Raw genomic sequence first — 26,279 nt, forward strand, 5'->3', positions numbered from 1 at the left:
TTTTGTTTTGGATCCGCCCCCCCCCCCGCCCGCCCCCAAGAAACCACACGACAGGCCCTAGTAGTGCTTTGTTAGGTGGTGTCGTAGGGCTGCCAGGGGACGGTCTGTTGGCAGGTGGGGCAGGTGCCGGTCCAGGTGGCGATGAGGTGTTGGAGGAGGTCCAGGGCCTGGTAGAGGGTCAGGCCCTGGCAGGGGCTTTTGGGCTCCTCCGTTGTTCGGTCAGGAACAAGTGGGCGGCGGTGACGAGGGTGACGTGCCGGTGCCAGCCGGTGAAGGAGCGGCCCTCGAAGTGGTCCAGCCCCAGGACGGTCTTCATCTCGCGGTAGTCGTGCTCGATCCGCCACCGGGACTTCGCGAGGCGGATGAGATCTTTCGCGGGAATGTCGGCGGGCAGGTTCGAGATCCAGTACTTGACCGGCTCCGTCTCGTCTTCGGGCCACTGGGCGATCAGCCAGGTGAGCGGGATCGTCCCGTCGGCGGCTGGCTTCGGCCGCCGACCCGCGAGGCGGACGTGCAGGAGAACGAAGTGCGAGCTCATCGCTGCTTTGGAGCCCTTGCGCCAGGTCAGGGTCCGGCCGTAGCGGCGTCCAGCGGCCAGCACATGGTCGCGTAGGGACAGTGGGCGGGTGCGGTAGCGGGGCAGCGGGCGGGGCCCGAGACCACCGCAGGCGGGCTGGTGGGGTTCGGAGCCTTCCGCATGAGCAGTCATCTCGCCCTTGGCCTGAAGGACATAGACCAGCCCGCGGCCTTCCAGCCCGTGCCGGAAGTCGGCGTTCGCGCCGTAACCCGTGTCTGCGACCAGCGCGGCGGGCCGCAGGCCCTGGCCGTCGAGTTCGTCGAGCATCTCCAGCGCGAGTTCCCGCTTGGGGCGGTGGTGCTCGCCATCGGGGATCCGGCAGGCCCTGCGGCGTGCGGCTGCCTCGGCGGTGTCCCATGCAGTGGGCAGGAACAGCCGCCAGGACAGTGGGCACGAGGCAGCATCGGAAGCGGCGTGGACGCTGACGCCGATCTGGCAGTTGCCGACCTTGCCAAAAGTGCCCGAATACTGGCGGGCCCCCCGGCGAGGCCGTGCCGTCCTTGGGGAAGCCGGTTTCGTCCACCACCCACACCTGCGGACGGACCACCCGCACGGCCCGCCACGCCAGCCTGGCCCGCACGTCCCCGACCGACCAGGTCGAGGACGTCATGAACTGCTGCAACTGCTGATGGTCCGCCCCGAGCCGCTCGGCCATCGGCTGCATCGACTTGCGCCGCCCGTCCAACAGCAGCCCCCGCACATACAGCAAGCCCTTCTCACGCTGATCACGCCGCACCAACGGCGCGAACAGCTCGGAAGCGAACTCCTCTAACCGGCCCCGACACGCGGCAAGCTCCCCAGCCCTCATACAACCAGCGAACTACTACACACCGAACGTGACAAGACCAGCTAACAAAGCACTACTAGGCTCCGGTTCTGGTTTTCCGTACGGTGCGGGTCATGGTCAGCGGCGCGGCGACGCACGCGGCGGCGAGGAGGATGCCGAAGCCCACCGTCAGGGCGGTGGTGTAGCCGTGGACGGATGCCGCGATCGGCGTGGCGTCGGGGGCCGACGCGAGGTGGGACGCCGTGGCACTGGCCGCGATGGTGTTGAGCAGCGCGGTGCCGAGTGCGGCGCCCAGCTGCTGGGCGGCGTTGTAGGCGGCCGACGCGGCCCCGATGTCGTGCCGGTCGATGTCCGCGGTGGCCAGGCTCGCGGTCGGGGGCATGACGCAGCCGAGGCCGAGTCCGGTGAGCACCAGGGCGGGTGCCAGGTAGAGCGGCAGGATGTCCGTGCTCTGGGGTGTCAGGCGGGTCAGTACGAACATCCCGGCGGCCGCGGCGATCAGGCCGGGCAGGATCAGCGCCGAGGGTGCGACGCGTCCGTGCAGTCTCCCGGCGATGAGTGTGGAGCCGAGCAGGGCGGCCACCGCGTTGATGATCAGCGTCAGGCCCGCCTGGACCGGTGAATAGCCGAGGAGAGTCTGTGTGTAGTAGCTCATGAACAGGTAGAACCCGAACATCGCGACGAACATCAGGGTGATCGAGAGGAACGCACCGGCGCGGGCCCGGTGCACGAGCACGCGCAGCGGCAGCAGCGGGCGGGCGGCCCGGGCCTCGACGGCGGCGAACACGGCCAGCAGCAGGACACCACCGGCCAGCAGTGCCACCACCTTCGGCGCGCCCCAGCCGAGCGGTTCGGCTTCGTTGAAGGCGTAGACCACGGCGGCGAACCCGGTGACGCTGAGCAAGGCGCCCGCGATGTCGAGCCGTCCGTCGTCGCGAACCGGGCGGTCCGGTGGCACGAATGCCGTGCCGAGCACGGCGAGCAGGGCGACCGGGACGTTGATGTACAGGCACCATCGCCAGCTGGCGTACTCGGTCAGCAGACCCCCCGCGACCAGCCCGAGGGCCGATCCGGCCGCACCGACCGCGGCGAACACGCCGAACGCCCGGCCGCGTTCGCGCGGCTCCGTGAACGTCGTGGTCAGCAACGACAGCCCGGCGGGCGCGAGTACGGCGGCGAAAACACCCTGCAGGGCGCGGGCCCCGAAGAGCATCCCAGGGTTCACGGCAGCCCCGCCCAGCGCGGACGACGCGGCGAAGCCGACCAGCCCGATGACGAACGCGCGCCGATGGCCGAGCGCGCCACTGACCCGTCCCCCGATCAGCAGCAGCCCGCCGAAGGCCAGGGCGTATGCGGTGATCGCCCATTGCCGGTTCGCGTCGGACATACCGAGCGCGCTCTGCGCGGAGGGCAGCGCGATGTTCACGATCGTTCCGTCCAGCACCACGAGCAACTGGGCCGCGCTCACCGCCAGCAGTGTCCACCACCGGCGCTGCGGCGCGGGGCGCTCCATGGTGCCTCGGATCTGTTCTCGGGAATCCATGACTTCAAGTGTTTCGTTGAAGTCACTTCGGAGACTTTTCACCGCCCGTGGCCGCCGGTTCAGCGCCGATAGCCGGACAACCCTCAATCCCCCGGTTGAATCCGGCCCCGCAGGATCAGCACCGCCAGCCCCTGCGCGTCGAACCGCTCCACCCGCTTCCACCCGGCACCCAGCAGGCCGACCTGCGTCTCGTCCAACGCGACGCCCCGCCGCTCCTCGGGCGTCGTCGCGACGAGCGGTGTGATCACCACGATCGCTCCGCCTTCCCTCAGCCGATGGCCGAGGTCGTCCATGACCCGGGTTCGGTCGCGGAAGATAGACGAGCCGGAGCGTGATCAGGTCGTAGCCGTCCCGGTGCAAGGCGGCGAGGTCGTCCTTCTCCACGTCCAGCCGCAGCCACCGCACGCCCCGCGGGTGCGCACTGCGAGCCCGCGCGAGACCGCTGTCGGCCCAGTCGACGGCGTCGACGGCATAGCCCACCGACGCCAGATACGCGGCCAGTTCGCCCAGACCACAACCCACGTCGAGCGCACGGCCACCCTCGGCGGAAGCGGGCACGTGCGCGGCCAGCAGCCCGCGTTCAATTTCCCCCAGGGGCCGGTATGTCTTGCCGTCTGCGTAGTGGGCGTCCCATTCGTCCTGCCGCGTGTGTCCCAACGGAGCGCTCCTCACCGATGACGTTCTTCACGGTCCGCGTGCCGCGCCGCATAGGGGTCCCGCGAGCGTGCGGGGCGACCGTCAGGGATCTCCCCGGGTTTCCGCTGGTCCAACCAGTCGGTATGTTGCAAGTCCGCCGAACACACCTGTTGGGAGTGCCCCATGACGCAGCAGTCCGTGCCGTCCGCGCCGCGTATCGAAGGCCACTGCGACCCGCGGTTCGCCGCCGTGCGGGACGCGTTCGAAGCCAACTTCGCCGAGCGCGACGAACTGGGCGCGGCGGTCAGTGTCCAGGTGGGCGGTCAGACCGTGGTGGATCTGTGGGGCGGCTGGGCGGATGCCGGGCGTGAGCGGGCGTGGGAGCGGGACACGGTGGTGAACGTGTGGTCCACCACCAAGGGCGTGACGGCGCTGTGCGCGCATGTGCTGGCGGACCGGGGGCTGTTGGACTTCGACGCGCCGGTGGCCTCGTACTGGCCGGAGTTCGCGGCGGCGGGCAAGGCCGACATGCCGGTGCGCCATCTGCTCTCCCACCGGGCGGGCCTGGCCGGGCTGCGGGAGAAGCACACCACGGCGGACCTGTACGACTGGGAGAAGACCTGCGCGCGGCTGGCCGCCACCGAGCCGTGGTGGGAGCCCGGAACGCGGTCCGGCTACCACGCCATGATGTACGGCCACTTGATCGGCGAGGTGATCCGGCGCATCACCGGTGTCCTGCCCGGTGAGTTCCTGCGGCAGGAGATCACCGGGCCGCTGGGGATCGACTTCAGCATCGGATTGCCGGAGAAGGAGGTCGGGCGGGTGGCGGAGCTGGTGCATCCGCCCGCCGCCGCGTCCAGCGAACAGGCCGCCGTCTTCGCGCAGTTGGAGCCCGTGGCCATCGCCGCGCTGGCCAATCCGCTCGTCGGGGCCGCCGAGGCCAATACTCCGGAGTGGCGGGCCGCCCAGATACCGGCCGCCAACGGCCACGGGACGGCCCGCGCGCTCGCCACCCTCTATGGCGTCTTCGCCCGCCACGGCCTGGCCGGGGACCACCGTGTGCTCTCGCCCGAAGCCGTCGAGCGCGTCCGTGAGGGGCAGGGGGCGTGCCGTGACCTGATCCTGGGACACGGCTTCACCCATGACACCGAGATCGGGCTCGGGGTGTGGCTGAGCGGCCCCAACGGCTCCTACGGCCCCAACCCCCGCGCCTTCGGCCACGACGGCTTCGGCGGCTCCTGCGGCCACGCCGACCCCGAGGCCGAGGTCAGCCTCGGCTATGTCATGAACCGCATGGGGCCCAACATCGCCGACGATCCCCGGAAGAAGGCCCTGATCGACGCGGTGTACACGGCACTGTGACGGCGGGGGCGACGCCGGCGTAAGAAAAAACTGTTATCGGCGGTGGTGTGGCTCCGTCTCCTGGGGGTCCCCTGTCATCCCCGTTCAGGAGCGAGCCACATGCCGCACGCGCACGACAACAAGCACCGCCTCAGCCGCAGAGGCCTGTTCACCCTCGGCGGTGGCCTCGCGGCGGCCGGGGCGCTCGGCGGTGGGATCGCCGCGTTCGCCGGGGGTGGCGCCGAGGCCGCCCCGACGGCCTTCACCCACCCCGGCGCGCTGCACAACGCCGGTGACCTGCACCGTGCCAAGGTACGCGTGGCGGCGGGCGTCGACCCGTGGCTGGCGGGCTGGAAGAGACTCATCGCCAACCGCCACTCCGCGAGCACCTGGGCGCCGAGGCCCCAGGCCACCGTCATTCGCGGTGGCACCGGCCAGAACTACCCCACCCTGTACCACGACGTCCACGCCGCCTATCAGAACGCCCTGCGCTGGAAGATCGGCGGCACCAAGGAGCACGGCGACACCGCCGTCGCGATCCTCAACGCCTGGTCGGCCACGCTCAAGGAGATCACCGGCAACGCCGACCGCTTCCTGGCCGCCGGTCTCTACGGCTACCAGTTCGCGAACGCCGCCGAGCTGATGCGCGGCTACGACGGCTTCGACCTCGCCCGCTTCCAGACGATGCTGAAGCGCGTCTTCCAGCCGCTCAACGAGGACTTCCTCACCCGCCACAACGACGCCTGTATCACCAACTACTGGGCCAACTGGGACCTCTGCAACACCGCCTCGCTCCTGGCGATCGGCATCCTCCGCGACGACGCCACGACGTTCGACCGCGCCGTGACGTACATGAAGTCCGGCGAGGGCAACGGCTCCATCCCGCACGCCATCCCCTTCGTCCACGAGAGCCAGGGGCTCGCGCAGTGGCAGGAGAGCGGCCGCGACCAGGGCCACACCATGATGGGCATGGGCCTGATGGGCGCGATCTGCGAGATGGCCTGGAACCAGGGCATCGACCTGTACGGCTACGACGACAACCGGTTCATGAAGGCCGCCCAGTACGTCGCCACGTACAACCTCGGACGGGACGTGCCGTTCACCACCTACACCTGGGGCACCGGCCAGAACTGCGCGCAGCGGTCGCAGACGGTGATCTCCGACGCGGGACGCGGGCAGATCCGCCCGGTATGGGGCATCTTGCGCTACCACTACGCACGGCGCCGGGGGCTCTCCGTCCCCGCCATCACGGCGATGGCTGAGAAGGTGGGCGCCGAGGGCGGTGGCGGCGACTACGGGCCGAACAGCGGAGGGTTCGACCAGCTCGGCTTCGGGACGCTCCTCTACGCGAAGTGAACCCCGGGCGGGAAGGGACAGCGGAAGGGCAGGTTTTGGACGGGCGCAGTGTGGACGGACGGCAGTGGCGCTCCACCATCGCGGCGGCGCGGAGCGGGGACCGGCGCGCCCTCGACGAGCTGGTCGAGGGCTGGCTGCCACTCGTCTACAACATCGTCGGGCGGGCCCTGAACGGCCATGCGGACGTGGACGACGTGGTGCAGGAAACGATGCTGCGCGCCGTCCACGGCCTGGGCTCGCTGCGCGATCCGGACGGCTTCCGGTCCTGGCTGGTCGCCATCGCCATGCGCCAGATACGCGAGCGGGCCCGGCGGCGGACCGCCGACGCACTGCCGGACGACACCCGTGGCGCCCCGGATTTCGCCGAACTGACCGTGCTGCGGCTCCAGTTGGAGGGTCAGCGGCGGGAGGTCGCGGAGGCGGTGCGCTGGCTCGCCGACGAGGACCGGGAACTTCTGTCGCTGTGGTGGCTGGAGGTCGCGGGCGACCTCACCCGGCGTGAGCTGGCGGCGGCCGTCGGCATCAGCCGACAGCACGCCGCCGTCCGCGTCCAGCGGATGAAGACGCGTCTGGAGACCGCGCGGGGTATCGTCCGGGCGCTCGACGCCTCATGCCCGGAGCTGCGCGAGGTGACCGACGGCTGGGACGGACGGCCCGATTCGGTGTGGCGCAAGCGGCTGGCGCGGCACATCCGGGGGTGTGCGCGCTGCGCGGGAGGGCGCGAGGACGCCGTACCCGCCGAGCGGCTGCTCGTCGGCATCGCGCTGGTGCCGCTGCCGGTCGGCTTCACGCTCGCGACCATGCTGGGAGGCAAGACAGCGGCGGCGACCACGGCCGCCGCTCCGGTGGGCTGGTCGGCCAAGGTCCTCGGCGCGCTGGCCAAGCCCGCGGTGGCGGTGACCGCCGGGGCGACCATCGCCGCGGGCGGCGCGTACGTCGTGACGCAAGCGCCGGACGAGCCCCCGCCCCGCGCCGCACCGCCCACCGCCGCGAGCACGTCGCGCCCGCCATCGTCCGCGCCCCCGCCCTCCCCGAAACCGAAACCGAAAACGACACCGAAAACGACACCGACACAGACACCGACACCGACGCGCTCCCCCAAGCAGCTGTACGGCACCGTCGTGGACACCGCCGACCGGGCCCCCGCCGCCACCGCCCGCCCCGCGACGCTGCCACGGCGCGCCGACGGCACGGTGGCACTGACCGGCGCGCCGCCGACCGGGCTGACCCACCGGGGCGAGCAGGTCACGTTCACCGGGCGCGGCTACTTCCGGGTGCGCTGGCAGGTGCTGCCCGGACAGCGCCCGGGCTCCCTCGCCATGGCGACGTGGACCGGTCTGCGCGGCAAGCTGTTCCACGTGGCCTCGGGTGGCGGACGGCGCCTGGACGACGTACAGCCGGGTTCGACGGACGGTACGACCTGGATGGGCGGCCCCGCCACCGGCTCCACCGTGCTGCCCGCCGGGACCCAGCAGATGTGGCAGAACGAGTACTTCTGGCTGGACGGCAGCGTCACCCTCCACCAGAACGAGCGGGGCGCGGACTACAACCTCTTCGCCCAGCCGTCCCGTTGGGACCAGGTCACCGAGGACGTGGCCACCGCGCCCGACGCGGGCGCGGGCATCGTCCGGTACGGGCTGGTCCGCGACACGGGCGAGGACACGGCACCGGTGCCGCAGTATCTGACGCGCGCGCGGCCCGCCGACCCCGCGTCCGTACCGCAGCGGTCCCGGGTCACACCCCCGCCCCGCTGACGCTCGCGCACACTCTCGTCCCAGCCATTGACGTGTTCTGACCGGCGGTCTACTTTCGCGTCGACTTCCCGAACGTCGGTCGATATACCGAACGTTGCGTGATCCCTCCCAGAAACGAGGCATCCATGGCATCCGCACCCGCCAGACGAGCCGTCCTCCGCGCGGCGGCCCTCGTCGCCGCGGCCCCGGCACTGACCTCGCTCGCCACCGGCCGTGCGACCGCCGCCCCCACCAACGCGCCCACCACCCGGGCCCCGGCCGCCTGGACACTGCAGCCGTTCAGCCCTGAGGACGTGGCGCTCCGGAAAAGCGTCTTCAGCGCCAAGCGCCAGCTGATGCTGGACTACGGCCGCGGATACGACGTGGACCGACTGCTCCAGGTCTTCCGGGCCAATGCCGGGCTCTCCACCCGTGGCGCGGTCGCCCCCGGCGGCTGGGAGGGGCTGGACGGCGAGGCGGGCGGCAACCTCCGCGGCCACTTCACCGGCCACTTCCTCACCATGCTCTCCCAGGCCCACACCGGCACCGGCGAGACGGTGTACGCGGACAAGATCCGCCATATGGTCGGGGCCCTGGACGAGGTCCGCGAGGCGCTGCGGCGCGATCCGGCGGTGCTCAGCGTCCCGGGCAGGTTCGGCACCGCCGCGGAGAACGTCCGCGGGTCGTACCAGTACGTCGACCTGCCGGACACCGTACTCGGCGACGGCGCCACGGCGGTCACTCTCGCCGCCTGGGTGAAGCCCACCCACCCCACCGCCTGGGCCCGGATCCTCGACTTCGGCGACGACACCACCCGCTATCTCTACCTCGCCGCCCGCAACGCGCAGGGCAACCCCCGCTTCGCCATCACCACATCGGGCGCCAGTGGCGAACAGAGCCTCGACGGCACGGCGCCCCTGCCCGTGGACACCTGGAGCCATGTGGCGGTGACGATCGCGGACGGCACCGGAATCCTCTACGTCAACGGCGCGGCGGTCGCGAAGAACACCGCGATGACCCTCACCCCGGCAGCGCTCGGCACCCTGCGCGACCACTGGCTCGGCCGGTCCCACTACGCCGCCGACCCGGTGTTCGCGGGCGCCTTCGACGACGTCAACCTCTGGTCGAGGGCCCTGACCGCCGCCCAGATCGCCGGACTTCAGGACCACCCCGCCGCCGAGTCGTCGGCCGGGGCCGGAAACCTGGCCGCGTACGCCTTCGCCGAGACCACCGGCGGCACCTTCGCCGACTCCTCGGGCCGCGACCAGCACGCCACCCTGCGCCGCACCTGGGGCGGGCCGAGCCACCCCGGGTTCCTCGCGGCGTATCCCGAGACGCAGTTCATCACCCTGGAGTCGATGACCAGCGGCGACTACACCGTGGTCTGGGCGCCGTACTACACCGCCCACAAGATCCTGCGCGGGCTGCTCGACGCCCATCTCAGCACCGGCGACGCACGCGCCCTGGACCTCGCCGAGGGCATGTGCGACTGGATGTACTCCCGGCTGTCCAAGCTGCCCGCGAGCACGCTGCAGCGGATGTGGGGCATCTTCTCCAGCGGCGAGTTCGGCGGCATCGCCGAGGCGATCTGCGATCTGTACGCGATCAGCGGCAAGGCCCAACACCTCGCGCTGGCCCGCCTGTTCGACCTCGACAAGCTCATCGACGCCTGCGCCGCCGGAAACGACACCCTGGACGGGCTGCACGCCAACCAGCACATCCCGATCTTCACCGGTCTGGTCCGGCTGTACGACGAGACGAAGGAGGAGCGCTACCTCACCGCCGCGAAGAACTTCTGGAGCATGGTCGTCCCGGCCCGGATGTACGGGATCGGCGGCACCAGCAACCGGGAGTTCTGGGGCGCCCGCGGCGCCATCGCCAAGACCCTCAGCGACACCACGGCCGAGACCTGCTGCGCCTACAACATGCTCAAGCTGAGCAGAATGCTGTTCTTCCACGAGCAGGACCCGGCGTACATGGACTACTACGAGCGCGCCCTCTACAACCAGGTCCTCGGCTCCAAGCAGGACAAGGCCGACGCGGAGAAGCCGCTCGTCACGTACTTCATCGGCCTGGTGCCGGGGCATGTGCGCGACTACACCCCCAAGGCGGGCACGACCTGCTGCGAGGGCACCGGCATGGAAAGCGCCACCAAGTACCAGGACTCGGTCTACTTCAAGAAGGCCGACGGCACCGCCCTGTACGTCAACCTGTACAGCCCGTCCACGCTCACCTGGGCCGAGAAGGGCATCACCGTCACCCAGTCCACCGGGTATCCCACCGAGCAGGGTTCCACCCTCACCATCCGGGGCCGCACCGCCGCCTTCGATCTGCGCCTGCGGGTGCCCGCGTGGGCGACGAGCGGCTTCCGGGTCACGGTCAACGGCAAGACCGTCAACAGGACGTGGTCCCCGGGCAGTTACGCCTCGGTATCGCGCACCTGGCGCGACGGGGACACCGTCCGGGTGCTCATCCCGTTCCGGCTGCGGGTGGAGAAGACGCTCGACGACCCGTCCGTACAGACCCTGTTCTACGGTCCGGTCAACCTGGTGGCGCGCGACGCCCGCACATCGTTCCTCAACCTCGTCCTCTACCGCGACGCCGCCCTCTCCGGCGATCTGCTGCCCACGCTCACCCCCGTACCGGGCAAGCCGCTCCACTTCACCCTGGACGGGGTCGAGTTCGCCCCGTTCTCCGAGGGCACCGAGGAGCCGACGCACGCGTACTTCCGCCGGTCCGAACCGACGGTGGTCTTCGGCGGCACCGACTCCGGCATCGCCAACCCGGTACGGGACGACGGCACCACGCTCCTCGACGCGATCTGGGCCGCCGCCCCGTACCGGAACAAGGGCGCGCTGGTCAAGCACGTCCGCTCCACCGTGGACTCCTGGGTGGCCGCGGGGCTGCTCGGCGCGGCGGACGGCCGGGGCGTGGTCGACGCGGCGCGGAAGGCCGACTACGTCTCCTGAGCGAACGCGGGCGAGCAGAAGCGAAGATGACGGGGCTCGGCGCAAGTCCGGCGCCCGCGCGCCCTGCCTGAAGGCGGCCGTCCACGGCTATGGTGAGCGGGGTTCGAGGGGCGCGGGCCCCGGCGGGGGAAGCGCGTCGGCGCTGGTGAGGGAGGGCTGCTGTGGACGGCGGCACGGTGGGTCTGAAGATCGCGTCGGCAGTGGTCGTGCCGGTGGTCAAACGACTGCTGCTGCCGCCCGCGAGCGCGCCCGCGGCCGAGTTCGGCGAGCGCCCGATCCCGGTGCGCCGGCTGGTGTCGTTCGGCCGGGAGCACCGCACCCTGACCGAGGACGATCTGCACAAGCTCGCCCGGGAGCTGGTCCGCCGTGCCGTGCGGGCCGCGGGCCCCCACGATCCGCCGATCGGCGCCGACGAGCACGACTCCGTCGGCCAGGCACTGACCCGCACCCTGCACGCGCTCGGCGATCTCGACATGGACGACGTCCACGCCTTCGCGCTCGGCCCCGAGCGGCTGGCCGCGGAGCTGTCCAGGAGCGCGGGCCCCGACACCCGGCGGCTGCTCAGCGACGACGCCGCCCGCTTCCACGACCGCCTCCTGGAGACGGCGTGCGTGCACCTGATGCGCTTCTTCAGCCAGCGGCCCGGTTTCGCGGCCCGTGCCCAGATCGAGCAGAGCCGCGAGATCCGGGAGCAGAGCGAGAAATTGGACAGGATCCTGCGGCGGCTGCCCGACATCAGCCGCCAGGACGCGGAGTTCGAGGAGGAGTACGGGCGCTACGTCGTCGAGTGCCACGGCAGGCTCACGATCTACGGTGTCGATCTGCGCGAACCGGACGGCCAGGACTGGCCGCTGGAGACCGCGTATCTGAGCCTGGAGGCCAGGCCGTACCGCGAGGGGACCGATCCGCTCGCGGTGGTGAACGGCGAGCCGGGCACCGACCGGGACGCGGAGGCCGAGCGGGCCGCGGGCCCGGCCGAGACGGTCTTCGCCCGCCATGAGCGGGTCCTGCTGCGCGGGGTCGCGGGCACCGGCAAGACGACCCTGGTGCAGTGGCTGGCCCTCGCGACGGCGCAGCAGGAGCGGCTGCCGGGCGGGCTGACGCAGCTGTTCGGGCGCGTCCCCTTCGTCCTGCCGCTGCGCACCCTGGCCCGCAAGAACGCCGAGCTGCCGATGCCCGAGGACTTCCTGCGCTGGATCGGCTGTCCGCTGGTGGGCACGGAGCCGGACGGATGGGCGGCGCGGGTGCTGCAGCACGGGCGCGGTGTGCTCCTGGTCGACGGGGCCGACGAGATCCCGAAGGAGGACCGGACCCGCACTCGGGCCTGGCTCAAGAAGCTGCTCGCCGTCTTCCCCGGCAATCTGTGGCTGCTCACCTCCCGCCCCGCGGCCCTGGAGCGGGGCTGGCTGGCGCGCGAGGGCTTCCAGGAGTTCGCGCTCGCGGCGATGCGGCCCGCCGACATGAAGCAGTTCATCCGGCGCTGGCACACGGCCGCCGGGGCGTCGGAGGAGATGGGCGAGTCGCTGACGCTGTCGCTGCGCAGCAGCCCCGAGCTGAGCCGTCTGGCGACCAATCCGCTGATGTGCGGCCTGATCTGCGCCCTGCACCGGGAGCGCCGCGGCTTCCTGCCGCAGGGCCGCGCCGCCCTGTACGAGGCGGCGCTGTCGATGCTGCTGGAGCGGCGCGACCTGGAGCGCGAGGTGTACGGGCGCAGCCGCCCGGCGCTGGACCAGAAGTCGGCGACGGAGCCGCTGCAGAAGCTGGCGTACTGGCTGATCCGCAACGAGCGCACCCAGCTGGACCGTCCGGACGCGGTGGACGTGGTGCGGCGGCTGCAGCCCTCCGTACCGCGACTCGCCGAGGTCGGGACGGCGGAAGAGGCTCTGCAGCATCTGCTGGAACGTTCCGGGCTGTTGCGGGAACCCGCCACCGGAGCAGTGAACTTCATTCACCGGACTTTTCAGGATTTCCTGGGCGCCCGGGCCGTGCTGGAAGAGCGCGACATGGGCATGCTGGTGAACAACGCGCACTTGGACCAGTGGGAGGACGTGGTGCAGATGGCCGTCGCACAGGCCCGTCACCAGGAGCGCGCCGATCTGCTGACCCGCCTTCGCGAGCGGGGCGACCGGGAGCAGGACGCCGCGGTGCGGGCGCGTCTGCGGCTCCTCGCGCTCGCCTCCCTCGAACAGGCCACCCGCCTGGAGCCGACGGTGCGCGAGGCGATCGAGGACCGGGCAGCGCGGCTCCTCCCGCCGCGCAGTCTGCGGGAGGCCAGGTCGCTGGCGCAGACGGGCCCGCTGCTGCTCGGTCTGCTGCCCGCCGCGAAGGATCTGGAGGGCGACGAGGAGCTGGCCACCGTCCACGCGATATGCCAGATCGGCGGGGACGCGGCCATCCCCCGGCTGCGCGAGTTCCTGCGCACCGGCCAGCCCGCGGTGCGCGCGCAGCTCCTCGCCCACTGGGACCGGTTCGACACGACCGCGTACGCCGAGGAGATCGTGCGGCCGCTCCTGGAGACCGCCCCCGAGGAGCTGGTCACGGTGCGCTCGCACGCCGAGCTGGACGCGCTGCGCACCATGTCCGGCTATCAACGGGTGGGGCTGCACGGCGACTTCGCCCCCGACGAGATCCGCGCCACCCTCGACCCGCGGCACCTGCGCGAGCTGCGGCTGCGCAACACCCTCCAGCTGGAGGACCTCGGTCTGCTCTCCGCCTACCCCGAGCTGGAGACGCTGGCCCTCCAGGGCTGCCGGAACGTCAAGGACCCGGCGCCGCTGACCCGGCTGCCCCGGCTGCGGCGGCTGGAGCTGCGGGACCTCCCCCAGTTCGAGACGCTGCAGAAGCTGTCGGACTGCCCCCGTCTTGAGGGCCTGCTCGTCGGCCCCGAGGTGCCCTGGCGCGGCCTGTCCGACCTGCCGCGCGCCGCCGAGCTGCGGCTGCTGGCGCTGCCGTCGGCGGCGGCCCAGCTCGGGGGCATCGTGGCCTGCCGGGCCCTTGAGGAGCTGCGGCTGCAGGACGCGAGCGAGCGGCTGACGCCGGACGAGTGGGGCTCCCTCGTCGCCGAGTTGCCTCAGCTGCGCAAGCTGACGCTCTCCCCGCAGCAGCTGAGCATGCTGCTGTTCGCCCCGCGCACCGAGATCCCCCAGGTCACCCACCTGGATGTCTGGGCCAGGGCGGGGGCCGCGGTTCCGCTGCGGCGGATCGCCCGGCGCCTCCCGGGGCTTGAGGAGGTCCATCTGTCGCAGGTCGCCGAACTCGACCTCGCCTCCCTGGCCGGACTGCGCAGGCTGCGCCGGGTACGGCTGGTCTACCCCGGCGAGATCCGAGGGGCGGACGCGCTCCCCGAGAACGTCGAACTGGATGTCTATCCGCACCCCTGACATACCGCACCCCCGTTCGATATCAGGGGCCCGCAGGGCGCCGCCACGTACCCGATCGCGCCTTCACCTGGTGTGACGCTCCCGCGACGGGTAAATTCTCTGTTTACAGGCGTAGTTGGTACGGATGTCAGCGGCTGATGTCTCGGGGGAGCGGTGCCGCCCGCCTCCTGAGTTGTGGCCACGGGCAGCGTTGAGCGACGGAGGCGGGACGCAGCCAGATGCGCGTATCGGAAGGGTCACCGCTCTACGGCCGTGACCCCCTGCTGCGCTCGCTCGTCCCCCGGCTCACCGGCCTGACCCTGGACGAGAGGTCCCGTACGGCCCGGGAACACCAGGGCGACCTGCCCGTCGTGCTGGTGACGGGATACCACGGCATCGGGCGCAGCGCCGTCCTCGCCGAGCTGGCCACCCGCTACCGGGACCGGCTGCCGCTCGCCCACCTCCGCGTCGTCGCCACCGAGACCGCCGCCTTCCCGTACGCCCCGGCCGACGGCGGCACGCCCACCGCCTCCACCCTGACCGAGATCCTGGCGGAGCTGGTGTGCGGGCTCGCCCCCGGGCTGCGCCGCCGCTTCCCCGTCCTGGTGCCGGGCCTGTTCGCCGTGTCCGGATGGCACCACGGCAACGCCGAGCAGCGGGACGCGGCATGCCTCCGGTTCGCCCGGCTGCTGCTGGCGTGCCGCCTCACCACCGGGGACGAGAACACGTTGCGGCACGCGTGGGCCACCGCCGTCGAGGGCCGTCTGGAGGCCCGTGGCGCGGATGCCCGTGACGCCGAGTACGCGGAACCGGAAGACCTGAGCCCGGACGCGGTCACCGCCGCCGTGGTGGCCGAGTACGCCGACCGGCACCAGCCCGCCGCGGCCCAGGAGTGGTACCGGCGGCGCTTCCCCCGGGGCGCGGACGGCCAGGATCCGCTGGTGCTGCTCGGGCAGTGGTTCCAGCAGGGCGGCGACTACCGGCACGCGGCCGAGCAGACCCTGATGGCCGCCTTCCTCCACGATGTGGCCGCCTCCTACGGCAGGCTCCAGCGGTGGAACCGGGAGCCGTGGCCGCTCATCCTGCTCGACGACACCCACCACCCGTCCGGGCAGGGCTTCCTCGAACTGCTGCTGAAGCACCGGGCGATGCCGGAGCGCCCCGACCACGAGGAGCTGGTCGTGGTGGCCACCCGGCTCGGCGGCCTGCCGGAGGACGCGTCGGCGGCGGTCCGCCGCAACCTCCCCGACCTGGTGAAGTCCTCAGGCTGGGAGCGCAAGGGCCTCAGCCCGTCCGCCGGGCTGCTCGCCGTCCCCCTCACCCCGCTGAGCCGGGACGACATACTGCCCCTCCTGGTGCCGGACCGGCCCGCCCGGCCGCTCCACCCCTATCTGGCCTCCGCCGTCCACTCCCTCACCGGCGGGCATCCCGCGGTGACCACCGTGCTGTGCGCGGCGGTGCTGGACGCCACCGGGAAGGGCGACAGCGTGGGCCCACGGGACCTGCTCCAGCTGCGCGCCGAGGACGGGCGCCCGGTCACCGAGGCGCTCCTCGAACGGCTGCTCCCGGACCGGCGCCAGCGCGACCGGCTGACCCTCCTCTCACTCGCCCGCGACAGCACCGCGGCCGAGGCGCTGGCCGACCATCTGCGCCTCCAGGGCCCCGATCAGCTGCCCGCCAACTCCGCCACCGACTACCTCGAAGAGCAGCAGTGGCAGCAACTCACGCCACCGGACGAGCCGCTGGTCACCGACCCGCTGCTGCGGACCCTGCTCGTGCACGAGGCGCGCCGTACGTCGCGGGCGGCCGAGGACGGCCGAGGCTGGCAGGACATCCACCGCTTCCTGCGGATGCACCACGCGCAGCGCGGCGAGAGCGGTGAGGCGGACGCCCTGCGGCACACGCTCGCGTCCGGGAACGCCGAGGCCGTTGTGGCCATGCTGGCGGAGGAGTTCCAGTCGGAGCAGGACGAACACGCCGCCGCGCACTGGCTGCTGTGCCTGCGGTACGCCGCCACCGCGCCCACCCCGCCCGCCGGGGAGTGGGCCGACGAACGCATGCAGGTCGCCCTCGGCGCGCACGACGGCCGGTACGCGGGGCTGCACGAGATCGAGCGCTGCGTCAACCGGCTGCTGCACGCCCTGTGGCATGTGTCCGAACCGCACGCCGAACCGGATCCCGACATGTGCAAGGCGGTCGGCGAAGAGCTGGCCTTCCTCTCACCGCGGCACCCGTCCTGGCACGCCGTCCTGGGCCAGGCCGCCCGCAGCTGGCCCGGCGCGGCGAGGAAGAAGCGTCCCTTCCCCATCACCGGTCAGTGAGGAAGCATGCTGCTGCGTCTGTTCCGTCGTCATCCCCGCGAGTGGGGCCCGGTCGAATGGCTGGCCGTCGCCGGACTCGGGGCGCTGGCCGCCGTCGCGGTCACCGTCGTCGTCAGCATGGCGCGGGGCCCCGGCAAGTGCGGTGACGATCTGCGGGACATCGACGGGGACTGTGTCGGCGTCACCGCGAACGCCTTCGAGGCCGATCCCGGCGTCGAAAGCCTCATCCGGGCGGTCGCGAAGGAGAACGCGCGGGTGCAGCAGAACGCGGAGTCCCCGGCGAGCGGGCCAAAGATCCCGTATGTGCGCATCGCGCTGATGATGCCCTTCACGGCGGACGAACACAGCGCCATGACCACGGACATGATCCGCCGAGGGCTCGCCGGTGCCCTCGCCGCGCAGCGGCAGGCCAACCGTTTCGGCGGCCCGCACTACCAACTGCTGCTCGCCCCCGACGGCCGCAACCTCGACCAGTGGAAGCCCGTCGTCGCGCGCCTCGCCGAACTGGCCAAGGACACCCGCGCGCCCCTGGTCGGCGTGACCGGCATCCCCAGCAGCACACCGGATACGCGCAGGGCGATCGCGGCGCTCAGCAAGCACAGCATCCCCACGGTCGGCCCCGTCATCACCGCGGCCACCATGAACTCCCCGTACTTCTTCAAGACCTCGGCCAACAACGACCAGTTCGCCCGCGCCCTGAAGCTCTACCTGGCCGAGAAGCCCGGCAAGCACCGGGGTTTCCTGGTCTGGGACAACCGTGCCGAGGACGTCTACTCCCAGGACCTGCGCGGCGTCTTCGAGAGACATTTCGGCGACGCGTACGGCCTGGCCCGCCACAACTCGAACTTCACCGGCACCTCAGGAACCGACAAGGGCATCCCCCAGCGGTTCACCGACGCCGTGCAGAAGATCTGCAACGAGAAGTCCGACACGGTCTTCTTCGCGGGCCGCGACCAGGATCTGCCCGCGTTCATCGAGCGTCTGGCCCAGGAGGGCGACTGCGGCCGCACCACGAAGCTGCGCATCCTCAAGGTGGGCATCGGCCTGGAGCCCACCCTCACCGCCGAGGCGCCCACCCGGCGGCTGGAGGACGCCCGGGCGACCATAGTGGACGCCTCCTGCGTCGACCCCGCGTGGTGGAACGGCGAGAACAAGCCCGAAAAGGCGCTCGGCCGCTTCCTCGACCGCTTCGACGAGCTGCGGAAGCAGCACAACCTCGGCGACAAGCCGCTCGACGACGGCTACGCGGTCATGTACCACGACGCCTTCGCCCTCCTCGCGGGCGCCGTGGACCGCACCTACACCGAGATCAACGAGAGCGGCAAGCAGGCCCCGAAGTCGCCGAGCATCCCCACGAAGGACGATGTCTACAACACCCTCATCATCCCGAGCATCTCCGGCGACTCCTGCGACTCCTGCCTGATCGGCGCGGGCGGAACCTACGGCTTCGAGGGCCCGGGCAAGAACGACCAGTGGGCCGTCTGCAAACCCGTCCCCGTGGTCGAGCACCCACCCGCCGCCCGCACCGGCGGACAGACCACCCTCTACCGCACCTACCGCACCGGCCCCGGGAACGCCTGCCCCTCCTGATCCGGATGATCTATACGCAGGAGGGGCACAGGCCGCGGTAGGTGACCTCGGCCCCGGACACCGTGAAGCCGAACCGCTCCTCCGCCGGGAGGGCGGTCAGCGGGTCGCCGGTGGGGTGGACGTCGCGGATGGTGCCGCAGCTGGAGCACACCAGGTGCTGGTGCGGCTGGTGGGCGTTGGGGTCGTAGCGCTTGGCCCGCCCGTCGGTGGAGACCTCCATGACCTCGCGGAGGGAGACCAGCTCGCCCAGGGTGTTGTAAACGGTCGCCCGGGAGATCTCGGGCAGCCGCTCCGCCGCGCGGGCGTGCACCTCGTCGGCGGTGAGGTGCACATGGTCCCCGTCGAGGACCTCCGCGACGACACGTCGCTGGGAAGTCATCCGCCAGCCACGTCCTCGCAGTCGCCGCAGCAGGTCACTCATACAGGCTCACCTATTCACGTTCGGTGGGATGTCCCGATCTTACCCATGGGTGCCCGGGACTCTGATGGGATCTGGGTTTGGCGTGCTTATTGACTTAGACCCTGTCCATCGTAGGATCGGTTCCGGCGATAGCCAAGGGACAGGAAGACTCCAATTCGGCAGGAGACGGAGGCGTGGGGCCCGGCCCCGACTGTTCCACCGCCCGCAGTTCCTGGGCACCTGATCCGCCTGGTCCGGAAGGATTCCCATGTCTGAGAACCATGAAGCAATCGTCACCGACTCAAAGACGGAGGGTGAGGGCGGTGGCTGCCCGGTCGCGCACGGGCGGGCCCCGCATCCGACCCAGGGCGGCGGAAACCGCCAGTGGTGGCCGGAGCGGCTCAATCTGAAGATCCTTGCCAAGAACCCTGCCGTGGCCGACCCCCTCGACGAGGGCTTCGACTACGCCGAGGCGTTCCAGGGCCTCGACCTCGCCGCGGTCAAGCAGGACATCGCCGAGGTGCTGACCACTTCGCAGGACTGGTGGCCGGCCGACTTCGGCCACTACGGCCCGTTCATGATCCGTATGGCCTGGCACAGCGCGGGCACCTACCGGATCAGCGACGGCCGCGGCGGCGCCGGTGCGGGCCAGCAGCGCTTCGCCCCCCTGAACAGCTGGCCGGACAACGGGAACCTCGACAAGGCCCGCCGTCTGCTGTGGCCGGTCAAGAAGAAGTACGGCCAGAGCATCTCGTGGGCCGACCTCCTGATCCTCACCGGCAATGTCGCCCTGGAGACGATGGGCTTCGAGACCTTCGGCTTCGCCGGTGGCCGTCCGGACGTCTGGGAGGCCGACGAGGACGTCTACTGGGGCCCCGAGACCACCTGGCTCGGCGACGAGCGCTACACCGGTGACCGGGAGCTGGAGAACCCGCTCGGCGCGGTCCAGATGGGCCTGATCTACGTCAACCCGGAGGGCCCCAACGGCAACCCGGACCCGCTGGCCGCGGCCCGCGACATCCGTGAGACGTTCCGCCGGATGGCGATGAACGACGAGGAGACGGTCGCCCTGATCGCGGGCGGTCACACCTTCGGCAAGACCCACGGCGCGGGCCCGGCGGAGAGCGTCGGCGCCGACCCCGAGGCCGCGACGATCGAGGAGCAGGGCCTCGGCTGGAAGAACTCCTTCCGCACCGGCAAGGGCCCGGACGCGATCACTTCCGGTCTCGAGGTCATCTGGACCACGACCCCGACCGAGTGGAGCAACGGGTTCTTCAAGAACCTCTTCGAGTACGAGTACGAGCTGACCCAGAGCCCGGCCGGGGCCAACCAGTGGGTGGCCAAGGACGCCCCGGAGATCGTCCCGGACGCGTACGACTCGTCGAAGAAGCACCGCCCGCGGATGCTCACCACGGACCTGTCGCTGCGGTTCGACCCGATCTACGAGCCGATCTCCCGCCGCTTCTACGAGAACCCGCAGGAGTTCGCGGACGCCTTCGCGCGCGCCTGGTACAAGCTGACCCACCGTGACCTGGGCCCGAAGTCGCTCTACCTCGGCCCGGAGGTCCCGGAGGAGACCCTGCTGTGGCAGGACCCGCTGCCGGAGGCGGAGGGCGAGACCATCGGCGCCGAGGACATCGCGGCCCTCAAGGCCAAGCTCCTCGACTCGGGCCTGACCGTCTCTCAGCTGGTCAGCACCGCGTGGGCGTCGGCCTCGACCTTCCGAGGCGGCGACAAGCGCGGCGGCGCCAACGGCGCGCGCATCCGCCTGGAGCCGCAGCGCGGGTGGGAGGTCAACAACCCCGACCAGCTCGCGACGGTCCTGCGCACCCTCGAGGGCATCCAGGCGGAGTTCAACTCCGGTGCCAAGAAGGTGTCGCTGGCCGACCTGATCGTGCTCGGCGGTTCCGCCGCCGTGGAGAAGGCGGCCAAGGACGCGGGCCACGCCATCGAGGTGCCCTTCACCCCGGGCCGGGTCGACGCGACCGAGGAGCACACCGACGCCGAGTCGTTCGCGGCGCTGGAGCCGACGGCCGACGGGTTCCGCAACTACGTCGGCAAGGGCAACCGGCTTCCGGCCGAGTACCTGCTGGTCGACCGGGCGAACCTGCTGACCCTGAGCACTCCGGAGATGACGGTCCTCGTCGGTGGCCTCCGCGTCCTGGGCGCCAACCACGCCCAGTCCTCGCACGGCGTCCTCACCGACAAGCCGGGCACGCTGACCAACGACTTCTTCGTCAACCTGCTCGAACTGGGCCTGGAGTGGAAGTCGACGTCCGAGGCGCAGGACACGTTCGAGGGCCGCGACGCCGCGGGCAAGGTCAAGTGGACGGGCACCCGTGCCGACCTCGTCTTCGGCTCGAACTCCGAGCTGCGCGCGGTCGCGGAGGTCTACGCGAGCGATGACGCCAAGTCGAAGTTCGTGAAGGACTTCGTGGCGGCGTGGTCCAAGGTGATGGACCTCGACCGGTACGACCTCGTCTGATCGATCTCCTGATCAGTCCTGCTCAATAACGTCCAGGCCGGCCCGCACGGGTCGGCCTGGACGCTTTTCACGGCATGTTGTACGGGGTGACCACCTGGATCGCCGAGGGCAGCGCGGGCCCGTCGTCGGGCAGCGCCTGGTGGGCGCGCATGATGGTCTGGCAGGCGCGGCGCATGTCCTGGCGCAGGTCGTGGTGGAGTACCGCGGAGAGGCGGCGTTCGCGCAGCAGCCGGGTGTTGTCGTGGTCCAGGTCGTGGGCGATGAACACCGCGCACTCCCGTCCGAGGGTGTCGAAGGCGTCGAGGGTCGCGGCGTTGCCGCCGCCGATGGAGTAGACGCCGAGGATGTCGCTGTCGCGCTCCAGCGCCGCCAGGACGAGGTCCCGCTGAGTGGCGTCGAGTCCGTCGCTGTCGGTGACCTCCACCAGGGACCGGCCGGGGTGGGCGTTCCGCATGGCGCCGCGGAAACCCATCTCGCGCTCCTCCTCGCCACGGAAGGAGCCCCGGCTGATGGTGACGAGCACATGGCCGGGGCGGTCGCCGAGCCACTGCCCGGTGAGGTAGGCGGCGGTGGCCCCGGCGGCGCGGTTGTCGATGCCGACGTACGCCCTGCGCGCGCTGCCGGGCAGGTCGGTCACCAGGGTGACGACGGGGATGCCCGCTTCGGTCAGCCGCCCGACGGCGGCGCCGATCTCCGGCAGGTCCGGCGCCTTGAGGAGCACGCCCTGTGAACCCCGTTTGGCGATCTTGTCCAGGGCGGCGATCAGCTCCGAGGAGGGGCCGGTCTCCCGGAAGTGGAAGCGTGAGCGCACCACGGCGGGGTGGAGGGACGGCAGTTCGGCTTCGAGTGCGTCGCGTACGGCGGTGGAGAACCGGTCCGGCGCCTGCATCACGATGTCGATCATGAAGGTGCGTCCGCCGATGCGGACCTGGGTCCGCTGGCGGTCCAGGTCCTCGACCGCCTGGCGCACCTCCATGACGGTGCTCTCCCGCACGCCGCCCCGGTTGTTGAGGACCCGGTCGACGGTGGCCTCGCTCAACCCGGCCTGCCGGGCGATCTCCTTGATCGTGTAGGGGTGCCGCATGGGGATGTCCTCGATGCCGATGATGGTTTTTTGATGGGTCGCTGCGGATTGATTGATGGATGGAGGTTCATAAGACTGGCAGAAAGGCAGGCACGGCGAAAGGACCCGGATGTCCCCCACCGACGCGATGACACGGACGTGGCTGACCGAGGACGACTGCGCTCTCGACGCGTTCCGCACGCTGGTCGAGCAGGGCACCGACCCGCGTGATCACCCCTCGGCCGACCGGATCGAGCGCGGCGTCCCGCTGTACGACAGCGACCGGATCCGCGGCCTCGCGGCCACCCGGGACGGGCTCCGGGCGATCCAGGAGGAGCTGGTGCGGGCCCTGCTGGACGGGCCCGGCGTGGTGGTGCTGCGGCGCGCGTATCCGGACCCGGCCGTCGTGGACGGCGCGTCCGCCGCGTTCCACGCGCTGATCGAGAAGGAGCGCGCGGGGGGTGGCGCACGCGGTGACCACTTCGCCAAGCCGGGCGCCAACGACCGGGTGTGGAACGCGCTGGAGAAGATGGCCACGCACGCGCCGGAGGCGTTCGCGGACTACTACGCCAACGACATGCTGGCGCTGGTCTCCGAGGCGTGGCTGGGCCCGGCGTACCAGGTCACCTCGCAGGTCAACGTGGTCAACCCCGGTGGCGCCGCGCAGAGTGTGCACCGCGACTACCACCTGGGCTTCCTCCCTCAGGCGCGGGCGGCCGCGTACCCGGCGCACGTCCACCGGCTGTCGCCCGTCCTGACCCTGCAGGGCGCGGTGGCGCACTGCGACATGCCGGTGGAGTCGGGGCCGACCCTGTTCCTGCCGCATTCGCAGAAGTACGAGCCCGGCTATCTGGCGTGGCGGCTGCCGGAGTTCATCGACTACTTCGAAGGCCACCACGTCCAGCTCCCGCTGGAGAAGGGCGACGCGGTGTTCTTCAACCCCGCGCTCTTCCACGCCGCCGGGCACAACCGCTCGGCCGACATCAGGCGCATGGCCAATCTGCTCCAGATCTCCTCCGCCTTCGGCCGCGCGATGGAGAGCGTGGACCGCCAGGCGATGGCGAACGCGCTCTTCCCGGTGCTGCTGCGCCGCACGGCCGAGGGCGTCTCCGAGGAGTGGCTGCACCGGGTGGTCGCCGCCACGGCCGAGGGCTACGCCTTCCCCACCAACCTGGACCTCGACCCGCCGGTCGGCGGGCTCGCCCCGCCCTCCCAGGCGGACACCCTGCGGCAGGCCGTGGCCGAGGGCTGGGCGCCGGAGCGGCTGCGTCAGGAACTGCGCGCGGGGGCCGCGCGCCGCCAGAGCTGAAGGAGGCACAGCACCCCATGGGACTGCTCAACGACAAGGTCGTCCTGGTCAACGGCGGCAGCCAGGGCGTGGGCGCGGGCATCGTACGGGCGGCCGTGCGCGAGGGCGCGGCCGTCGTCTTCACCGGGCGCCGGGCCGAGGTCGCCGAGCCGCTCGCCACGGACACGGGCGCCCGCTTCGTCCGCGCGGACCTCGCGGATCCGGAGCAGGCGCGCGCGAGCGTCGTACGGGCCGTGGACACGCACGGCCGCGTCGACTGCCTGGTCAACGCGGCCGGGCTGACCTCCCGCGGCTCGCTGCTCGACACCACGCCGGAGCTGTTCGACGCGCATATGGCGATCAACCTGCGCGCGCCGTTCTTCGCGATGCAGGCGGCGGTGGCCGACATGACGGCCCGCGCGGCGGCGGGGACCATCGTCAACATCCTCTCCAACTGCGCCCACGGCGGCCCGCCGCATCTCGCGCCGTACTCCGCCGCGAAGGCGGGGCTGGCGGGCCTGACCCGCAACGCGGCCTACGCCCACCGCTGGGACCGTATCCGTATCAACGGCCTCAACATCGGCTGGACGGACACCGAGGGCGAGGACGCGACGCAGCGCGCCTTCCACGGTGCGGGCGACGACTGGCGGGAGAAGGCCGCCGCGTCGCAGCCGATGGGAAAGCTGGGGCAGGCCGACGAGATCGCGGACTTCGTGGTCTTCCTGCTCTCCGAGCGCAGCGGAGTGGTCACCGGGTCGGTCATCGACTGGGATCAGAACGTCATCGGCGGGTTCGAGTGAACCGTCCCGTGGCCTGCCCCCTCTTCGGCAAGGAGCGACTGTCATGCGTATAGGCATCATGGGGCTGGGCCGGATCGGCGCGTTCCACGCACAGACCCTGTCCGGACTGGACACGGTGGAGTCCCTGGTGGTCACCGATCCGGTGGCCGCCGCCACCGCCGTGGCCACCGAACGGTGGGGGGCCACGGCGGTGGACTCCCCCGAGGCCGTGTTCGCCTCCGGGGTCGACGGCGTCGTGATCGCGGCCGCGACCGATGTCCACCCCGAGCTGATCCTCGCCGCGGTCGAGGCGGGTGTGCCCGCGTTCTGCGAGAAGCCCGTGGCGCGCGGGATCGAGGAGGCCGCGGGCGTGCTGCGCGCGGTCGAGGGCAGCGGCGTTCCGGTGCACATCGGATTCAACCGGCGCTTCGACGCGGGCTGCGTGGCCGCGCGCGACGCCGTGGTGAGCGGTGAGCTGGGGCCGCTGCACACCGTACGGTCCACCACGCTGGACCCGGCCCCTCCCCCGGCCGCCTATGTCGCGGTGTCCGGCGGGCTGTTCCGTGACTGCGGCGTGCACGACTTCGACATCGTGCGCTGGGTGACGGGGCGTGAGGTCACCGAGGTGTACGCGACCGGCGGCAACCGGGGCGCGGCGTACATCCGGGAGGCGGGCGACGTCGACACGGCGTCCGTGCTGCTCACCCTCGACGACGGCACGATCGCCGTGGTCTCCAACTCCCGTCACAACGGCCGTGGTTACGATGTGCGCCTGGAGTTGCACGGCATGTCGGACAGCATCGCGGTCGGCTTGGAGGACCGGCTGCCGCTGCGTTCGGCCGAACCGGGCGCCACGTTCCCGGCCGGGCCGCCGCACGACTTCTTCATGGACCGCTTCGCCGACGCCTACCGTGCCGAACTCGCCGCCTTCACCGAGGTCGTGGCGGGCACCCGGGCCTCGCCGTGCACGGTGGCGGACGCCATCGAGGCGAGCCGGATCGCCGAGGCCTGTGTGCTGTCGCTGCGTGAGCACCGGCCGGTACGGCTCGAAGAGGTGTGAGAGGGGCCTCTTTACCGTACCGCCGCCGGGCCGAGCACCCCGGCGGCGGTACGGTACGCCACCTCGGCGGCTTCCCGCACCGGACGTGTCCGATGCGTATCAGAGAGGATCTCCACTCCCCACGGGCCGGACCAGCCGGTGGCGCGGAGCGCGGCGATGATTCCCGGCAGGTCGAAGGAGCCCTCACCGCACAGGCGGCGGCGCCGTACGGTGTCCTCGAAGAGCGTGCCCTCGACCCGGCTATCGGCGTCGCTCAGCTCGACGCCCACGATGCGCGCCCCCGGTACGCCCGCCAGGTCGGCCGGTGGGGTGTGGGCGCGCTCGGTGTGCCAGACGTCGATGATGAGGCCGCCCGCCGGATGGCCCGCGGCCTCGACCAGCCGGAGCCCGTCGTGCACGGTCTTGAGGTTGGACCAGGGGAGGAATTCGATGCCGAGCCGGGCCCCCACGCCGTCCGCCTGCGCGGCCAGCGCGGCGAACTCCCCGGCCCAGGCGTCGGCGTCCCACGGCCGGTCCTCGTGGTCGGGCCCCACCTTGAGGTGGCGGGCGCCCAGCGCCTCGGCGGCCCGCAGGAGGTCCCGGCGTACCGCGTCGGAGGCGGTACGGCGGTCGCCGTCGGTCCACCAGTCCGTCAGGAACTCCAGCTCCAGGTGGACGAGTCCGTTGTCCTCGAAGAGCGACCGCATGCCCGCGAGCCCGTACGTGCGCTCGGCCTCCACCAGGTCCGCGTACACCAGCCCGAACCCCCGGAACCCGGCGGCGCCCGCCGCCTCCGCCCGGTCCCGCAGCGTCAGCGCGCTGCGCCCGTCGCCCTGCCCGGGCGCGGTGTCACCGGCGGTGGTCCAGCAGGTGGCGAGCAGGTCCTCGGTGGTGGGAGCGTGCTGCATGACGGGGTCCTTCCCTTCCCTGGGCCTGTCCATGGGCCTGGCCGTTGACCTGGACGCACACGCTAGGCGCACGCGGGCGGATTACTGAAGGGGCGGAAACCATCA

General features: G+C 71.5%; 16 protein-coding genes and 2 pseudogenes. 11 read left to right on the forward strand and 7 right to left on the reverse strand.

What is annotated here, in order from left to right; all coding sequences use genetic code 11:
- Positions 1-178: 178 nt before the first annotated feature.
- From ACFV9T_RS09985 to ACFV9T_RS10000, 4 genes and pseudogenes are all read right to left on the reverse strand, one after another.
- Positions 179-1,385 (reverse strand): annotated as a pseudogene (locus ACFV9T_RS09985) (IS701 family transposase).
- Positions 1,386-1,440: 55 nt separating this feature from the next.
- The gene (locus tag ACFV9T_RS09990; RefSeq protein ID WP_385438203.1) at positions 1,441-2,907 is read right to left on the reverse strand and encodes an MFS transporter; all 1,467 of its coding nucleotides are present in this window, start codon (positions 2,905-2,907) and stop codon (positions 1,441-1,443) included.
- Between the two features lie 83 nt (positions 2,908-2,990).
- Positions 2,991-3,200, reverse strand: coding sequence for a hypothetical protein (locus ACFV9T_RS09995; RefSeq protein WP_385438212.1), 210 nt, complete (start codon positions 3,198-3,200; stop codon positions 2,991-2,993).
- Positions 3,201-3,270: 70 nt separating this feature from the next.
- A pseudogene (locus ACFV9T_RS10000) lies at positions 3,271-3,579 on the reverse strand (class I SAM-dependent methyltransferase); the annotation flags it as partial.
- A 147-nt stretch (positions 3,580-3,726) separates the two neighbouring features.
- Between ACFV9T_RS10000 and ACFV9T_RS10005 the strand changes: the two are divergent.
- The 7 genes from ACFV9T_RS10005 to ACFV9T_RS10035 all read left to right on the forward strand — a co-directional run bounded on the left by ACFV9T_RS10005 (position 3,727) and on the right by ACFV9T_RS10035 (position 18,212).
- On the forward strand, positions 3,727-4,905 hold the full coding sequence (locus ACFV9T_RS10005; RefSeq protein WP_385438100.1) for a serine hydrolase domain-containing protein: 1,179 nt from the start codon (positions 3,727-3,729) through the stop codon (positions 4,903-4,905).
- Between the two features lie 99 nt (positions 4,906-5,004).
- Positions 5,005-6,240 (forward strand): alginate lyase family protein, encoded by a 1,236-nt coding sequence (locus ACFV9T_RS10010; protein WP_385438102.1) that lies wholly within the window; start codon positions 5,005-5,007, stop codon positions 6,238-6,240.
- 50 nt (positions 6,241-6,290) lie between these two features.
- A complete protein-coding gene (locus ACFV9T_RS10015) occupies positions 6,291-7,994 on the forward strand; it encodes an RNA polymerase sigma factor (RefSeq protein ID WP_385438206.1) in 1,704 nt (567 codons plus the stop codon).
- Positions 7,995-8,119: 125 nt separating this feature from the next.
- Positions 8,120-10,942 (forward strand): beta-L-arabinofuranosidase domain-containing protein, encoded by a 2,823-nt coding sequence (locus ACFV9T_RS10020; RefSeq protein WP_385438104.1) that lies wholly within the window; start codon positions 8,120-8,122, stop codon positions 10,940-10,942.
- A gap of 161 nt (positions 10,943-11,103) precedes the next feature.
- Positions 11,104-14,322, forward strand: a complete 3,219-nt coding sequence (locus tag ACFV9T_RS10025; protein WP_385438106.1) for an NACHT domain-containing protein — start codon at positions 11,104-11,106, stop codon at positions 14,320-14,322.
- 218 nt (positions 14,323-14,540) lie between these two features.
- On the forward strand, positions 14,541-16,622 hold the full coding sequence (locus ACFV9T_RS10030) for an ATP-binding protein (RefSeq protein WP_385438109.1): 2,082 nt from the start codon (positions 14,541-14,543) through the stop codon (positions 16,620-16,622).
- A 6-nt stretch (positions 16,623-16,628) separates the two neighbouring features.
- Positions 16,629-18,212, forward strand: coding sequence for an ABC transporter substrate-binding protein (locus ACFV9T_RS10035; RefSeq protein WP_385438110.1), 1,584 nt, complete (start codon positions 16,629-16,631; stop codon positions 18,210-18,212).
- 10 nt (positions 18,213-18,222) lie between these two features.
- Here the strand turns inward: ACFV9T_RS10035 and ACFV9T_RS10040 are convergent, their stop codons facing one another.
- Positions 18,223-18,633 (reverse strand): Fur family transcriptional regulator, encoded by a 411-nt coding sequence (locus ACFV9T_RS10040; protein WP_385438112.1) that lies wholly within the window; start codon positions 18,631-18,633, stop codon positions 18,223-18,225.
- A gap of 247 nt (positions 18,634-18,880) precedes the next feature.
- On the opposite strand from ACFV9T_RS10040, the gene katG reads away from it, so the two are divergent.
- Positions 18,881-21,097, forward strand: a complete 2,217-nt coding sequence (gene katG, locus ACFV9T_RS10045) for a catalase/peroxidase HPI (protein ID WP_385438114.1) — start codon at positions 18,881-18,883, stop codon at positions 21,095-21,097.
- A 67-nt stretch (positions 21,098-21,164) separates the two neighbouring features.
- Here the strand turns inward: katG and ACFV9T_RS10050 are convergent, their stop codons facing one another.
- Entirely contained in the window at positions 21,165-22,181 is a 1,017-nt protein-coding gene (locus ACFV9T_RS10050) for a LacI family DNA-binding transcriptional regulator (protein ID WP_385438117.1), read from the reverse strand.
- 109 nt (positions 22,182-22,290) lie between these two features.
- Between ACFV9T_RS10050 and ACFV9T_RS10055 the strand changes: the two genes are divergently transcribed.
- The 3 genes from ACFV9T_RS10055 to ACFV9T_RS10065 are packed head-to-tail and all read left to right on the forward strand — an operon-like array spanning position 22,291 to position 25,287.
- On the forward strand, positions 22,291-23,469 hold the full coding sequence (locus ACFV9T_RS10055; protein WP_385438119.1) for a phytanoyl-CoA dioxygenase family protein: 1,179 nt from the start codon (positions 22,291-22,293) through the stop codon (positions 23,467-23,469).
- A 17-nt stretch (positions 23,470-23,486) separates the two neighbouring features.
- Positions 23,487-24,248 (forward strand): SDR family oxidoreductase, encoded by a 762-nt coding sequence (locus tag ACFV9T_RS10060; RefSeq protein WP_385438121.1) that lies wholly within the window; start codon positions 23,487-23,489, stop codon positions 24,246-24,248.
- Positions 24,249-24,291: 43 nt separating this feature from the next.
- Positions 24,292-25,287 carry a Gfo/Idh/MocA family oxidoreductase gene (locus tag ACFV9T_RS10065; RefSeq protein ID WP_385438122.1) on the forward strand — a complete coding sequence of 332 codons (996 nt, stop codon included), beginning with the start codon at positions 24,292-24,294 and terminating at the stop codon, positions 25,285-25,287.
- An 11-nt stretch (positions 25,288-25,298) separates the two neighbouring features.
- Here ACFV9T_RS10065 and ACFV9T_RS10070 read toward each other — a convergent pair whose 3' ends face one another.
- Entirely contained in the window at positions 25,299-26,174 is an 876-nt protein-coding gene (locus tag ACFV9T_RS10070; RefSeq protein WP_385438124.1) for a sugar phosphate isomerase/epimerase family protein, read from the reverse strand.
- Between the last annotated feature and the right edge of the window lie 105 nt (positions 26,175-26,279).

The sequence above is a fragment of the Streptomyces sp. NPDC059850 genome (assembly GCF_042731515.1).
Taxonomy (GTDB): Bacteria; Actinomycetota; Actinomycetes; order Streptomycetales; family Streptomycetaceae; genus Streptomyces.

Coding starts and splice junctions, on each gene's coding strand:
- ACFV9T_RS10030 (WP_385438109.1), top strand. CDS start 14,541: ATGCGCGTATCGGAAGGGTCACCGCTCTACGGCCGTGACCCCCTGCTG.
- ACFV9T_RS09990 (WP_385438203.1), bottom strand. CDS start 2,907: ATGGATTCCCGAGAACAGATCCGAGGCACCATGGAGCGCCCCGCGCCG.
- ACFV9T_RS10055 (WP_385438119.1), top strand. CDS start 22,291: ATGTCCCCCACCGACGCGATGACACGGACGTGGCTGACCGAGGACGAC.
- ACFV9T_RS10010 (WP_385438102.1), top strand. CDS start 5,005: ATGCCGCACGCGCACGACAACAAGCACCGCCTCAGCCGCAGAGGCCTG.
- ACFV9T_RS10005 (WP_385438100.1), top strand. CDS start 3,727: ATGACGCAGCAGTCCGTGCCGTCCGCGCCGCGTATCGAAGGCCACTGC.
- ACFV9T_RS09995 (WP_385438212.1), bottom strand. CDS start 3,200: ATGGACGACCTCGGCCATCGGCTGAGGGAAGGCGGAGCGATCGTGGTG.
- ACFV9T_RS10065 (WP_385438122.1), top strand. CDS start 24,292: ATGCGTATAGGCATCATGGGGCTGGGCCGGATCGGCGCGTTCCACGCA.
- katG (WP_385438114.1), top strand. CDS start 18,881: ATGTCTGAGAACCATGAAGCAATCGTCACCGACTCAAAGACGGAGGGT.
- ACFV9T_RS10035 (WP_385438110.1), top strand. CDS start 16,629: ATGCTGCTGCGTCTGTTCCGTCGTCATCCCCGCGAGTGGGGCCCGGTC.
- ACFV9T_RS10050 (WP_385438117.1), bottom strand. CDS start 22,181: ATGCGGCACCCCTACACGATCAAGGAGATCGCCCGGCAGGCCGGGTTG.
- ACFV9T_RS10070 (WP_385438124.1), bottom strand. CDS start 26,174: ATGCAGCACGCTCCCACCACCGAGGACCTGCTCGCCACCTGCTGGACC.
- ACFV9T_RS10040 (WP_385438112.1), bottom strand. CDS start 18,633: ATGAGTGACCTGCTGCGGCGACTGCGAGGACGTGGCTGGCGGATGACT.
- ACFV9T_RS10020 (WP_385438104.1), top strand. CDS start 8,120: ATGGCATCCGCACCCGCCAGACGAGCCGTCCTCCGCGCGGCGGCCCTC.
- ACFV9T_RS10060 (WP_385438121.1), top strand. CDS start 23,487: ATGGGACTGCTCAACGACAAGGTCGTCCTGGTCAACGGCGGCAGCCAG.